Source organism: Ancylobacter radicis, from assembly GCF_018449475.1.
Taxonomy (GTDB): Bacteria; Pseudomonadota; Alphaproteobacteria; order Rhizobiales; family Xanthobacteraceae; genus Ancylobacter; species Ancylobacter radicis.
In genome coordinates, this window is the sequence record NZ_JAHCQH010000022.1 from 23184 (window position 1) to 37589 (window position 14406).

Consider the following 14406-nt stretch of genomic DNA (forward strand, 5'->3'; position numbering starts at 1 on the left):
ATCTAGGGCCTTTGCCATGACCATTCATCTACATCTTCATATCCACGTACACATAAGCATTGCTTTTCTCATAGCGCTGTTTCTGCGCTTCGCGTTCTCATGACCGTCATCCCCAAAACATGGAGACCACTGCATCATGACCGATGCCACCCCTACGCACGTCCCTACGTCCCCCATTCTCGCCACCTTGCGCTTCGCGGGGAAGGCCATCCGTGCCACCCGGCACCCCGCCCATGGCCGCCTGATGATGGCGCACGATGTCCTTCTCGCCATCGGCTACACACCCAAGCCGCCTTACGGCACGCGGCCTATCCTCGCCGGCCTGAAAGTCTCGGACGCGAACCGCATCACGCTCACCCGCGAGGATTTCGACACCACCGAGGGCCGCCCGGAGCCGACCTTCTCCAATGCCACGTTCCTCACCCGCGCCGGCTTGGATGAACTGGTGGCGAATGCCGCCGCGAAGAAGGTGAAGACCTTCGGCCCGTGGATGGTGGACGTGATGGAGAACGGCGCCCCGAAGCGGAAGCCAAAGGTGGAGCCGAAAGCTGCCCCAGAAGTCCCGCCTGAGGGGCTGCCTTTGGGATGACTGAGGGTGCTCATCCTATGTCCAAATGGGAATAGCTAACACCCCACTATAGGACCCCCGGAGGCGTGCCGCTGCTCGAATGCCGGCCGTCTCGGGGCGCCCCTGTGCGCATCCGTCCCCGATGATATCCACACCCCTGAAGCGCCTCCTGTGGATATCTTCGCGTGGACGTTCGAGGGGGTGTCTATCCCTTTTGCAGCCCCCTTCACCTCCCCGAAACGCCCCTTGATCGCGGACTCCCGGTGCCGCAGAGAATCCTCATGGACAAGCCTTTTCATCTCCCTGAGCGCCACCGCTGGTTCGACGACTGGCGAGGCGCGCGAGGCCCGGCCCTCCGCAAGCTGGTCGTGGACATTACCGGCGAGGTGGAGGCGCTGGAGCGCGCCAAGGGTGCCCGTAAACGAGCCCGTAAGGCGGTCGATCAGAGCCGCTTCGAGGTGGCCGTGGAGGTGGTCGTGAGCAACCTCGCGAATGAAGTGCTGGTGCCGAGCGAGACCGGACGGCTGGCTATCATCACGGGCAACGGAGCGAAGGGCGCCGCCCGGTACGACAACACAGCGCTTGGAAAGCCCCTCCGGGACTTGCTGGCGCGCATGACCGAACTGGAACTGATCGACTGGCATAAACCGGCTTCACAGCGTGACGCGTGGTCCGTGTCGCCCGCCGCGTCCTTCCGCACGCGGGTAGAAAGCGCAGGCATCAGGACGGAAGATTTTGGCCGTGTCGCGGGGGAGGAGACCATCGTCCTAACGCGGAAGGGGCGCCGCGCGCCCGGCTCCGGTGGCGTCGTGCGGCAACTCGTCGATTACATCGACACTTCCGAAACGGTCGCCATGCGTCAGGCCATGGAGAGGCTCAACTCCGTCCTCTCATCCGCAGACATCGCGTTCGTGGACGATGGAGCCGGCCCCGTCGATGTGCATAACAGGGCGATGCGCAGGCACTTCATCACCGCGCTGCCCGAAGGCCAGGAATTTGACCGGGGAGGACGCTTGTTCGGTGGGTTCTGGCAGAACCTGCCATCGGCCCGGCGCGGCGGCATCCGCATAAACGGGGAGCCAGTGGCAGAGCTGGACTATGGGCAGATGGCCGTCAGGCTGGCCTATGCTCATGTGGGGGCGACCCCTCCTGAGGGCGACATGTACGCCCTGCCGGGGCTGATCGACCAAAGAGCGGCGGTGAAGACCGCGTTCAATGTCCTTCTGAACGACAGCCACAGGCGCAACTCGTGGCCCGCGATGCTGCTCGATGAAGGGGAGAAGGCGGAACCAAGCGAGGTGCTGCCCGTGGGCTGGACGGTGAAGAAGGTGAAGGCGGCCGTCCTCTCGCGCCACCCAGCCCTCGCGCCCTGTCTCGGCTCCGGCATCGGGCTCAAGCTCATGCATACGGAGAGCGAGATGCTCGTGGCGGTGCTGACCGAGATGCAGGCGAGGGGGATTGTGGGGCTTGGGATTCATGACGGCCTCCTCGCTCCGGCATCGAAAGCTGATGAGGTGGCGCGGATCATGTCGGTGGTCGGGGAGACCACCACCGGCACCACCATCCCGGTCACGGCCTCGGCTCTCTAGGGAGGAGCCTTCCCTCCCTATACAGGACCCGTAAGGGCAGCCTCACCCGACCTTGAAGCGCGGGTACTGCGACACGGCGAGCGCCTTCGCCTTCAGTGTCACGTCCCCGTAGTCATCGCCAGCGGTGCGGCTCGCGTGCCCTTCAATGGCGTCCAGCACCCTCGGGTTCAGGCCAAGCTCCCGGCCGATGGTCTTGCGCGTGTGGCGCCAACCATGGTTCGGCTTCACGTCCTGTCCGATGATGCCGAGGTCGCGCAACCATTCAACGAGTTGCTGAGCGACCTGCTTGGAGGGGTGGACATTGCTGGTGCGCTCTCCCGCGACAAAGAACAGCGGCCCCGGCTGCGATGCCTCGACGAAGCGGAGGAAGCCCTCCGCGATGACATGCTCATGCAGCGGCACGTCCCTGTATTGGCGGGTCTTCACCGAGCCCGCGTCGGGCGTGATGCGCATGTACCAGATGCCGTCCGCCTGCCGGATGTCCTCCTTACGGAGCTGAGTGATTTCCGCGATGCGCGCGCCGGAATAGGCGCACAGCCACGGCGCCCAACGCTTGGCGGCGGCGGTCTGAGCGTATTCTCGCGGGGGCTTCTGATAATCGCGGGCGGCCTTCAGGATGGCGCTGGCCTCATCGTTCGTGAAGCCCTTCTCGCGGCTCTGCGGGCGCTCCGTGAGGCGCACCTTGACCCCCTTGGCGGGGTTCTCCGCGAGCTTCGCATTATCCACGGCCCATCCGAACACAGCCCGGAGAGCGGCGATTTCCGTATCGCGCACCGTCTTGGGCGAACGCACGCCTAGCCGCTCATCCTTCCACCGGATGACGTCCTCCTTCGTCACACGGCTCGCATCGTCGTGCTCAACGAAGGCGATGAAGGCCCGGAGCACTGGCGTCCAACGGCGCTCTGTCTCGTTACCCTTGCCGGAGGCCCGAAGCTCCCGAAGATAGCCCTCGAAAAGCTCCATGATCGGCGTCGCGGGGGTGGCCGCTGCGGCCTGCTCGGGAGCCGATGGGGGCACCCATTCGGGGAAGCGGCTCTCCTCCGGGTCGGGCCGATAGTCGCCCTGGGCGTTCCTCTTGAGCTGCCGCGTGCTCTGCAAGAACGCCTTGTCCGCCTCGACCATCAGGCGCGCGCGGGTCGATTCATCGACCGTGAGGCCCTCGCGAAGCAGCTCCTCATTCAGTTCTGTGGCGAACCAGTCCAGCGGCTTGCCTGCCTTGGCCCGCTCCTCCGCGAGCGTCCCCAGCCGTTCCCATATCGTCGCCGGGCCGGGCTCCTCGCTCATCTCTGCCATCCACGCCTTGTAGACGCGGCCGGCAAGCGCAACGATTTGCTTCTGAGTGAGGACGGTCAGGCCCGACTGGAGCGACTTGAAGCGCGCATTCCACTCGGCATCGAGCGGCGCGGCGCGTTCCTTGGCGGTGTCCGGGTCTCGGCTGGCGAAGGCTTTGCGAGATTTCCCGCTTCCCGACGCGCGCGTCGGGAAGCGCCTTGCGAAACCAGAAAATGCCGGTCTTAGGATGACGGAAGGGACGGATCACAGAAAGGGCGGGCCATGCGCCATGCCATTTGCAGCGCCATCCCGCAGCAATGGCAGCCGCAAAGCCTTGATCCATCGATAAAGTGCTGATCTTGAAGGCAAAGGCTGGTGCTGCGAGAGAGGATTGAACTCTCGACCTCTCCCTTACCAAGGGAGTGCTCTACCACTGAGCTACCGCAGCATTGAGGCGTTCGGCTGTGTGCCGCCGAAGCGCGGGGACGTTTGCCACAGCGCGCCGGCCGGCGCAAGCGCCCGCGTTGCTATTCCCCAGTCTTAGCGTTCCGGCCGGCATGCGCGCCGGCTTCCCGGCGTCGCGTCCCGAGGCGTCGCGCCCTGTCGCGGTCTCTTGCCATGCCACCCTTTCCCCACGCTTGCACCGGCGCTATGGCTGGAGGCGGCCGCGCGTTCGCGGCCGGAAGGTGGAGACGTGGGATGAGCCCGCCCGATGACGCGGACCGCGCGGCACGCCTTGCCGCGGCGCTGCGGGAGAACCTGAAGCGCCGCAAGGTGCAGGCGAAGGGGCGCACCGTTCCCGATACCGCGCGGGGCGATGCCGCGACTGACACCTCATCCGCGCCGCCGGTTTCCCCCTCCCGAGATACCACTGGGGAGACCGGCTGAAAGCCCCGCGTTGTGCGGCCTCGCCACTCGCGCTAGACCCTTTGGGAAATGTAGCCGGCGTGGGCGTTCCGAATCGGCGCCACGAATCGGCCCCATCGGCCGGTCATGTCGCCCGGACCGTCGCGAACGCCGCCGGGAGTGGCGGGCGCGCCGTCGTTCCGGGCGTTAAGGAGAACTGACATTCATGGACCGCATCCGCATCGTCGGCGGCAACCCGCTCAACGGAACGATCCCTATCTCCGGCGCCAAGAACGCCGCTCTGCCGCTGATGATCGCCGGCCTGCTCACCGACGAGAAGCTGGTGCTGGAAAATGTGCCGCGCCTCGCGGACGTCGCGCTGCTGCAGCGCATTCTCGGCAATCACGGCATCGACATCACGGTGAACGGCAAAAGGCGTGGCGACGATGCCTATGCCGGCCAGACCATGGAGATCGACGCCCGCGTCATCGTCGACACCACCGCGCCCTATGATCTGGTGTCGAAAATGCGCGCCAGCTTCTGGGTCATCGGCCCGCTTCTGGCGCGGATGGGCCAGGCCAAGGTCTCGCTGCCGGGCGGCTGCGCCATCGGCACGCGCCCGGTCGATTTCCATCTCGACGCGCTGCGCGCGCTCGGCGCCGAGATCGAGATCGACGCCGGTTACGTGCTGGCCCGCGCCCCCAAGGGGCTGAAGGGCGCGCGGATCGATTTCCCGAAAGTCTCGGTCGGCGCCACCCATACCGCGATCATGGCGGCGAGCCTGGCGGATGGCGAGACCATCATCGAGAACGCCGCGCGCGAGCCCGAGGTCGTCGATGTCGCCGATTGCATCAACGCCATGGGCGGGCGGATCGAGGGGCAGGGCAGCTCGACCATCCGCATCATCGGCGTGCCGCGCCTGCGCGGCGCGCGCCATTGCGTGCTGCCGGACCGCATCGAGACCGGCACCTATGCGATGGCGGTGGCGATGACCGGCGGCGACGTGCTGCTGGCCGGCGCCCGCGCGGACCTGCTCGAATCGGCGCTCGACACGCTGCGGCAGGCCGGCGCCGAGGTGACGGTCTCCAATGAAGGCCTGCGGGTGACGCGCAACGGCGCGGGGATTTCCCCGGTCGAGGTGTCGACCGCCCCCTATCCCGGCTTCCCGACCGATCTTCAGGCCCAGCTCATGGCGCTGACCACGCGGGCGCGCGGCACCTCGAAGATCACCGAGACGATCTTCGAGAACCGCTTCATGCATGTGCAGGAACTCGCCCGCCTCGGCGCCCGTATCCAGCTCGACGGCGAGACCGCGACCATCGAGGGCGTGGAAAAGCTCACCGGCGCCCCGGTGATGGCGACCGACCTGCGCGCCTCGGTGTCGCTGGTGATCGGCGCGCTGGCCGCCGAGGGCGAGAGCATGATCCACCGCGTCTACCATCTCGACCGCGGCTTCGAGCGGCTGGAGGAAAAGCTCTCCGCCTGCGGCGCCCAGATCGAGCGCCTCGCCGGCTGAGGGGGCGGGCGGGTCGCTGCATCCGGGGACGCCGTCATACACTCCCAACACGCCGTCCTTCCCGGGCTTGACCCAGGGATCCACGCCTTGCCCGCCGCCCGCCAGCCGAAGGCGTGGATGGCCGGGCCTGATCCCCGGATCACGTCCGGGGACGGTCCTGACGGTGTGGGGAGGGTGCCTATCGCCCAGCCTGCGACGGTGCAGGGCGGTCTCTTCGCCCGCCGCGCTGAGCGCCGGCTTGTCTGACCGTGGGCGGTTGGCGACGGACCTGCGCCCTGTCAAACGCCTCCGTAAAACTCGCCCCTAATCTCCGAAGTGGCCGTAAAAAACGACTGCGGGCTCGTGACCTTGGGTTAAGCCCCTGCTACGAAATTACCGGCGCGTCTTTGATAGGGTGCGGTTCGTGGGGGTGTCGATGCGTTGTTCGTTGCGCGTAGTTCGGCGGCGGACCTTCGGTGCGTTCCACCCACTTAACTCGACCACCCTCTCGTCGGCGTCGCTTGGCGCGCTCATTCTGGCGCTGGCATCGCCCGGTGCGGCGGCACAGCAGAGCATTTCCTGTCAGGCGGTTTCCTGTGCGACGGACAGCAGCACCTTCTACACGGCCATTAGCATTGGCTCCCCAGGTGGCGACTCGTCCGACAATGACTATCCCGGCGGCACGGGGGGCGCGGGGGGAACGGCCGAGATATCGAGCAGCGGCGGCGGCGCGATCGCCGTCGAGGCGACGGCAACTGGCGGTCAGGGCGGTGCCGGCGCCGAGGCCGGCCTGGATGGTGGGCATTTCACCAACGGCCCCTCCAATGGCGGAGCGGGCGGAACAGGCGGGACCGCCACGGCGGGTAATAGCGGCACGATCTCGATCCCCGGCGGTGCGCCGACACCTTTGTCCGCGGTGAGCGCCAACGCCTCAGGCGGCCAAGGTGGCGCGGCTCAGCAAGGTTCGGGGTCGAATGGTGGTTCGGATGGCGGCGGCGGCGGCCAGGGTGGCAGCGCGAGCACGACGAATAGCGGCACGTTGATACTGATCTCCAACTCGGCAAGCGGCCTTTCATCCTTCGCCAATGGCGGCGCCGGCGTGATGGGTGGCGGTGCGGCTGAGTTCGCCGGCGCGGGCAATAGCGGCAGTGGCGGCGAAGGCGGTAGCGCGAACGCGACCAACGCAGCCGGCGGGACGATCACCACGGCCGGTTCGGATGCCGCGGCCATCCTCCTCAGCGCCCAGGGTGGCATCGGCGCGGATGGCGCCGATCCCGGCAATTCCTACAGCGCCGGGAATGCTGGAAATGGCGGCAATGGTGGAACCATCGTCGCGAGCAATAGCGGCATCGTCACCACGTCCGGCCTGAGTTCGGCGGGCATATGGGCGAGTGCGGCCGGTGGCAATGGCGGTGCCGGCGGCGATGACGAGGGAAGCGGCACCGCCGGCGGGATCGGCGGCAAGGGCGGCAGCGTCACGCTGACGAATGCGGGCCGCATCACCACCAGCGGCCAGCAGTCCTATGGCCTCGGCGCCGATGCGATGGGGGGCGCCGGCGGTGAGGGCGGCTACGGGGCCGCGGAGTTCTCCTCCATCGGTTCGGCCGGCGGCGCCGGTCATGACGGCGGCACCGTGACGATCCGCACGACGGCCGCGTCGATCATCATCACGAGCGGCGCGTCATCGCTGGGGATTTCCGCCGAAGCCAATGGCGGCGAGGGCGGCAATGGCGGGGGGTATAGCGCGGGGGCGGACACCCAAGGCGATGGCGGCGCGGCCGGCAATGGTGGCATCGCGACGGTAACGGCGCTCGGCACGGTGGCGACGTCCGGCGTCAATGCGTCGGGTGTCGGCGCCTTCGCTGTCGGCGGCAATGGCGGAACCAGCGGCAGCAATGCGACCGGCGGTCTGGGGGGCAAAGGTGGCATAGCCACGGCGATCGTGGGTCTCATGCCCAATGCCGGCAACGCGCCCACCACTTCTGGAAGCGGCTCGCCGGCCCTCGCGGTCGTCACTACCGGCGGGACGGGTGGGGCGGCGGATACGGGCGCGGCGGGCGGCGCCGGCGGCACATCGACGGCGATGGTCACCGGTATGCTCTCGACGACCGGCCTGGACTCGGCCGCCGCCTATATCGTCGCCAATGGCGGCGCGGCGGGCGACAGCACCGCCTCGCGCGGCACGAATGGCAGCAGCGGTGGTCTGGCCGGTACCGCGCGGCTCACCCTCGGCAACTCTCAGGGAGCGGTCACGGTCCTCTCCACCGATGGCGATGACTCCGCGGCGGCGGCCGTCCTGGCGATCGGCGGCGCCGGATCGGCCGCCTCGCCCGGGGATGGTTTCGGGGATGGCGGCACGGGCGGCGCCGGAGCTCAGGGCGGCACCATACAGGTCTTCACCTATGCCGGCGTCACGCTGGAAGCGGCCGGCTCCGGCTCGGCCGGCCTGCGTGCCGTGAGCGATGGCGGCGCCGGTGGCCAGGGGGGCAGTTTCTCGGCAAGCGGCACAGGCGGCGCGGGCGGCGCCACGCAAATCAGCGGCAGCGCCACGATCACCACAACGGGTGACGGGGGCACAGGCATTTTCGCCACCGCCTTGGGCGGCGCCGGCGGCAGCAATCCGACAACCGACCCGAACGAGATCGGCTATGGGGGGAATGGCGGCACCGGTGGCACGGTTATCCTTTCCAATGACGGGGTCATCAGTACATCCGGTGCGAGTGCCCACGGAATTTATGCCGCGGCGACCGGTGGCGTCGCCGGTACGGGCATGGCGGGCAACGGCACTGATGGTGACGGCGGGACCGTCACCGTCAAGACGGGGGCCACCTCGTCCATCTCAGCCGCTGGGCTCGGTTCTTCGGCGATCCGGGCGGATGCCTCGGGCGGCAATGGCGGCACCATCGCCCTGACGATCGGTGGAACCGTCTCGACGCAGGGGTTCCTTGCACCGGCGCTGTTCGCCACCAGCGCGGGCGGCATCATCAATGACGCGGGCGACGCGGGCAATGGCGGGACGATCACCGTGAGCGCCGCGCTGGCCTTGCCCGCCAACGGCGCGACGGCTTCGGGCACCGCGTCGGCGGGCCTCTCCCTCGCCTCCACCGGAGGTGCCGGGCAGGGGACGAGTTCCGGGGGCTCCGGCGGGTCGGGCGGGTCTGTCTCTCTCGACTTCACCGGTGCCGTCACCACCACCGGGACCGAGCTCTTTCCGGGCTTCAGCGCGCTCTCGCCGGCAGTCTGGCTCACCAGTGCCGGTGGTGCGGGCGGTGCCGCCGTCGATGGTTACGGCGCGCATGGCGGCACGGGCGGCGCGGGCGCAAGCGCAACGGTAAATTTCGGCACCGCCGCGGGCGCGGCGGCTCGGGCCATCACCTATGGCAGCGGTTCTGTCGGCCTCGGCGCCGTCAGCCAGGGGGGCGCCGGGGGCGGCGGCTCGCAGGCCACGGCCGGCAACGCCAATGGCGGGCGCGGCGGAGCCGGCGGCAGCGCCGGTGCCAGCATCGTCACCGCCTATGCCGGCACCTCGGTGATGACCTATGGCGACGCGTCCGCCGCCCTTTATGGGCTCAGCGCCGGCGGCGCGGCTGGCGACGGCTCGGACCAGAACGGCACGGTCGGCAATGCCGGCAGCGGTGGCGCGGGCGGAGACGGGGGCACGGTGCACGTGACCAGCGCAGCGTCGCTGACCACGTCCGGCTGGTCGTCCTACGGCATTTATGCCGCTGCTCTGGGTGGCGATGGCGGGTCCGGCGGGGTGTCCAACGAGGATTTCGACGCCGATGGCGGAGCGGGTGGGGCCGGTGGGGCGGGAGGATCGATCACCGTCACCTACGCCGTCACGGTCAGCAATGACGGGACCATCATCACGAGCGGCGACGCTGCCTATGCCATTTATGGGTTGAGCCAGGGCGGAAGCGGCGGCGCGGGCGGCGGCGCGAATGGCGACATCGTTGAGCAGGGCGGCAATGCCGGCACGGGCGGCGCCGGAGCCGGCATCTCGCTGACCAATAGCGGCGCGCTGACCACCACCGGCGATCAGGGCTACGGGCTGTTCGGCCAGTCGATCGGCGGCGGCGGCGACATGGGCGGATCGGCCGGCGGTATCGGCCTCATCAACATCACGGTGGGTGGGAATGGCAGCGGCGGCGGCGCGGGCGGCGCGGTCAGCCTGACCAATAGCGGCGCCATCAGCACCACGAACGATTCCGCCATCGGCATCTATGGCCTGAGCGTCGGCGGAGCAGGCGGCGCGGGCGGCACGGTCAGCACGACCGAACTGGCGTTCATCGTGCCTGCCGTCACCGTCGCGCTGGGTGGCGGGGGCGGGTTCGGCGGCAATGGCGGCAATGTCGGCATCATCAACACCGCGCCCATCGCGACGGTGGGTCTCGACGCGATCGGCATTTCCGCACTGAGCGTCGGCGGGGGCGGTGGATCGGGCGGCAACGCGGATTCGAGCTCCTACAGCCTCGGTTTCGGCGAGATTCCCAGCATCTCCGTGACGGTGGGACTCGGCGGCTCGGGTGCGGATGGCGGCGACGGCGGCAGTGTCACCGTGGCAAGCGCCGCGACCATCACCACCCAGAGCGACCAGGCCTTTGCCATTCACGCCCAGTCGATCGGCGGGGGCGGAGGCAATGGCGGCAACGCGGCGACCTCGACCTACACCTACGGCTCCTCGCTCGATCTCGCGCTCTCGGTCAGCCTGGGCGGCAGCGGCGGTGGCGGGGGGATCGGCAACGCCGTCACGGTCGAAAATGGCTTCGGCGGTTCCCTGTGGACGGGTGGCTTCGCGGCCGACGCCATTTACGCGTCCAGCATCGGCGGGGGCGGCGGCAGCGGCGGGACCGGCACGGCCGCCACATCGGTGAGCCTGCCGGTGTCATGGTCGGGGCAGGTCAATGGCGTCAATCTCAGTACCGACCTGATCCCGTTCTCGTTCAACGAATCCTTTGCGGCCAGCATTGGCATTGGCGGCGCGGGCGGATCGGGCAATGTGGGCGGCGAGGTGCTTGTCACCAATGCCGGATCCATCGCCACCATCGGCATCGATGCCCGTGGCATTTTCGCCCAGTCGGTCGGCGGCGGGGGCGGCAGTGGGGCGGCCGGCCAGGCCGCCGGGACCGACGACTATCAGCTGAACCTTTCGGTGGGCGGCTCGGGCGGCAGCGGCGGCAATGGCGGTGGGGTGGAGGTCGCCAACATTGCCGGGGGCAGCATTTCCACGGCGGCGGACGGGGCGCATGGCATTCAGGCGCAGTCCGTCGGCGGCGGCGGCGGCAGCGGCGGAACCGCCTCCTCCGATCCCGGCGGAGCGACGGGCGGCCTGATGGAATATCTCACGGCTTCGATGCTGAAATCGATCCTCGCCTACAAGCTCCCCGCCTATGCCGCGAACGAGGCTGTCAAGCTCGAATTCCCGACGACGGAGGCCAATATCGGCGTCGGTGGGGCCGGCGGTGCGGCGGGCGATGGCGGGCAGGTCGCCGTCTCGAACATCGGCACCATCAGCACGCTGGGTGACGTCGCCTTCGGCGTCTTCGCGCAGTCCGTCGGCGGCGGTGGCGGCAATGGCGGTGGCGCCACCATGGCCGGCAGCAATGTCATCAACATCGATGTCGGCGTCGGCGGCGCCGGCGGCGCGGCGGGTACTGGACAGCTTGTCGAGGTGACCAATCTCGGTGTCATCCGCACGGCCGGCGACTCCGCTTTCGGCATATTTGCGCAGTCGGTGGGCGGCGGCGGTGGTCTGGGGGCACTCGCGACCGATTCCACCAGCCTGTCCCTCACCGCGGCGATCACCGTCGGCGGTTCAAACGCCCAGAACCCGAACAACAGCAATACGCTGGAGGGGGCGACCGGCAGCGCGATGGCCGTTCAGGTCACTAACAGCGGGGCGATTATCACCACCGGGAGTGAAGCGCATGCGCTGGTGGCGCAGTCCATCGGCGGCGGCGGCGGCCTCTTCGTCCTCAACCCCGAGGAGCCCGGCCTGACCGAGCCGAGCAACGCCGAGATCATCGCGCTGCAAAACCAGATCCTCGCGGAATTGCAGACGCTCGGTGTCGATCTCGACGCGCTGGCGAGCAGCTACGCGGAAAAGCTCTACAATGCGAGCGGGACGGTCGATCTGGCCATCGGCGGCTCCTCGCTGACCTCGGGCGGTGGCGGCGCTGTCACCATTACCCATGACGGCGCGATCGCGACGTCGGGCGACAATGCCTTCGGTATTCTGGCTCAATCCATCGGCGGCGGCGGCGGTCTCGCGACGGACGGGGCCGGCGCGACCATGCCTGTCACGGTGAGCGGCAGCGTGGGCGGCAGCGGCAGCGGCGCGGGCGGCGCCGTCACAGTCACGCTGGGAAGCGGCAGCACGATCAGCACGACCGGGGTCGGCGCGATCGGCATCTTCGCCCAGTCCATCGGCGGCGGTGGCGGCTATAGCGGCGCGATGAACACGGCGGGCATGACGTGGCTGAGTTCGTCCTCATCCACGGATGTGCAGAGCCAGACGGGCGGCGCCATCACCATCACCGCCGAGGGCGGCGCAGCCATCTCGACTACAGGAGCGAACGCCCATGGCATCTTCGCGCAAAGCCTGGCGGCGGGCGGCGGGGCTATCGCGACCACCCAGGGCATCGCCATCGCTCCCGTCACCGGCGCCGGGCGCGGCTCGGCGGGGATTTACAACACAGGGCTCGTCACCATCGACTTTACCGGCACGATCAACGCGAGGGGCGCGGGTGCGGCGGGCATCATGGTGCAATCCGGCGTTCAGGCGTCGAACGGCGCGATCATCCAGACGGGCGCGACGATCGACGTGACTTTCGGCGGCACATTGGTGGGCGGCAGCGGGAACGGCGCCGCCATTGTGCTGATGGGGGGCTATCTGAACACCGTGACTCTGCGCCCCGGCAGCATGGTCAGCGCGCTGTCGGGAACCGCCATCATCGGCACGCTGGAGACCTTCCAGATCGAGAACAGCGGCACGGTTTCCGGCAATATCGATCTGAGCCAGGCGGGGCCGAGCACCTTCGACAATGAGGCCGGCGGTCTCTTCAATATGGGCGCCACCGTCGACCTCGGCATCTACGATCAGCTCGGTGCGCTTGATCTGGGCACCCTGACCAACCAGGGAACGGTCAATCCGGGAGGCGCCGGTGTCATCGCCGCGACCATGCTGCACGCCAGCTTCGTCCAGAGCGCCGGCGGTATCCTGGCTGTCGACATCAATGCGGCGGTGGGCGGTGGTCAGACCAGCGACGTGCTGAATGTCGCCGGGACGACCGCGCTTTCCGGCGCGGTACAGCCGCTGGTCGGCGCCAATCTGCTGCCGGGCAGTTACATGATCCTCGGCAGCACGGGCACCCTGACGGGAAACGCGCAGGTGATCCAGCCATCGCCGCTCGGGGTCATAAGCTTCGGCCTGGCTCAGGAGATGAATGAACTCTTCCTGAACCCGACGGCGAATTTCGCCCCGTCCAGCATCCCATTGACCTCGAATGAACAGGCGATGGCGCAGAACCTTCAGTCCGCATGGGACAATGGCGGCACTACCTACGCGCCCATCTTCGGCTCGATGGCCAACGTCCAGACCTCCACGGCCTACCAGACGGCGCTGCAGAGCCTGTCGGGCGATCAGATGCAGGCCTCCACCGTGACGCAGACGCGGGGGGCCCGCACCTCGCTCGCTTCCGCCCTCAGCTGCCCGGTGTTTTCCGGGAGTAGCACATTGATGGAGGAGACCGACTGCACCTGGGCACGCATCACCGGCAGCCGTGCGGAGCAGTCGTCGAACGCTGTCGGCAGCGGCTACACGGTGGAGGCGCTGACCTACCGTCTCGGTGTCCAGCGGGAAGTGGCGACGAACTGGTTCCTCGGCGCAACGCTCGGCTATTCCAACTCCTCCATGACCACCGATAATGGGCTCGGCGAATCCGACGGCGACAGCTTCGATGCCGCGCTGTCGCTGAAGCATCAGATCGGCCCCTGGCTGTTGTCTCTGGCGGGTCACGTTGGCTACGGCAGCTACGACACGAACCGCTCGGTGTTTCTGGGAACGGATTCCTGGATCGCCGAAGGCGATTCCGACGTGCTCACGGCGGGGCTGAGGTTCCGCGCCTCCTATGAGTTCATGTTCGACGGCTGGTATCTGCGCCCCTATGCGGATCTCGACCTGCTCTACACCTACATGCCCGGCTATCAGGAAACCGGCGCCAGCGCGCTCAACCTCTCCATCTCCGCGCTGGAGGAATGGACCTTCGTGTTCAGCCCGGCGCTGGAGATCGGCGCACGGGCGAACCTGAGCGGCGCTACCTGGCTGCGGCCCTATGCCAGCATCGGCGCGAGCTTCTATTCGAGCGATGGGCTGGAGTTCGAAAGCCGTCTCGTCGGGGCGGAGGCGCAGGTGCCGAGCTTTACCAACACCGTGCCCCTACCGGATGCCCTGCTGGACCTCACCGCCGGTCTACAGCTGGTGGATGACGGACGGTTCGATCTGCGCGCCGAGTACAAGGCGCAGATCGGCGAGGACTATGTCGGCCAGGAACTGACCGCCCGCTTCACCGTGTTCTTCTGAGCCATGCCGGCCGTCTCGACGCAGGCTTGGTCACGTAGCCCCTCCGGCTCGCAGG

6 protein-coding genes and 1 tRNA gene are annotated in these 14406 nt (G+C 68.2%); 5 read left to right on the forward strand and 2 right to left on the reverse strand.

Going from position 1 to position 14406, the window contains the following annotated elements:
• Positions 1-136 precede the first annotated feature (136 nt).
• Both KIP89_RS17940 and KIP89_RS17945 read left to right on the forward strand, forming a co-directional pair.
• Positions 137-589, forward strand: coding sequence for a hypothetical protein (locus KIP89_RS17940; RefSeq protein WP_213756969.1), 453 nt, complete (start codon positions 137-139; stop codon positions 587-589).
• A 260-nt stretch (positions 590-849) separates the two neighbouring features.
• Positions 850-2157 (forward strand): hypothetical protein, encoded by a 1308-nt coding sequence (locus KIP89_RS17945; RefSeq protein ID WP_213756970.1) that lies wholly within the window; start codon positions 850-852, stop codon positions 2155-2157.
• Positions 2158-2199: 42 nt separating this feature from the next.
• Here the strand turns inward: KIP89_RS17945 and KIP89_RS17950 are convergent, their stop codons facing one another.
• Positions 2200-3441 (reverse strand): site-specific integrase, encoded by a 1242-nt coding sequence (locus KIP89_RS17950; protein WP_213756971.1) that lies wholly within the window; start codon positions 3439-3441, stop codon positions 2200-2202.
• 361 nt (positions 3442-3802) lie between these two features.
• A tRNA-Thr gene (locus KIP89_RS17955) sits at positions 3803-3877 on the reverse strand.
• A gap of 251 nt (positions 3878-4128) precedes the next feature.
• Here KIP89_RS17955 and KIP89_RS17960 point away from each other — a divergent pair.
• The 3 genes from KIP89_RS17960 (at position 4129) to KIP89_RS17970 (ending at position 14351) form a co-directional block, all read left to right on the forward strand.
• On the forward strand, positions 4129-4317 hold the full coding sequence (locus tag KIP89_RS17960; protein WP_213756972.1) for a hypothetical protein: 189 nt from the start codon (positions 4129-4131) through the stop codon (positions 4315-4317).
• A 184-nt stretch (positions 4318-4501) separates the two neighbouring features.
• Positions 4502-5791, forward strand: coding sequence for a UDP-N-acetylglucosamine 1-carboxyvinyltransferase (gene murA / locus KIP89_RS17965; RefSeq protein ID WP_213756973.1), 1290 nt, complete (start codon positions 4502-4504; stop codon positions 5789-5791).
• Between the two features lie 427 nt (positions 5792-6218).
• Complete coding sequence (locus KIP89_RS17970) at positions 6219-14351, forward strand: autotransporter outer membrane beta-barrel domain-containing protein (protein WP_213756974.1); 8133 nt, start codon at positions 6219-6221, stop codon at positions 14349-14351.
• Positions 14352-14406 lie beyond the last annotated feature (55 nt).

Coding starts and splice junctions, on each gene's coding strand:
- KIP89_RS17950 (WP_213756971.1), bottom strand. CDS start 3,441: ATGAGCGAGGAGCCCGGCCCGGCGACGATATGGGAACGGCTGGGGACG.
- KIP89_RS17960 (WP_213756972.1), top strand. CDS start 4,129: ATGAGCCCGCCCGATGACGCGGACCGCGCGGCACGCCTTGCCGCGGCG.
- murA (WP_213756973.1), top strand. CDS start 4,502: ATGGACCGCATCCGCATCGTCGGCGGCAACCCGCTCAACGGAACGATC.
- KIP89_RS17940 (WP_213756969.1), top strand. CDS start 137: ATGACCGATGCCACCCCTACGCACGTCCCTACGTCCCCCATTCTCGCC.
- KIP89_RS17945 (WP_213756970.1), top strand. CDS start 850: ATGGACAAGCCTTTTCATCTCCCTGAGCGCCACCGCTGGTTCGACGAC.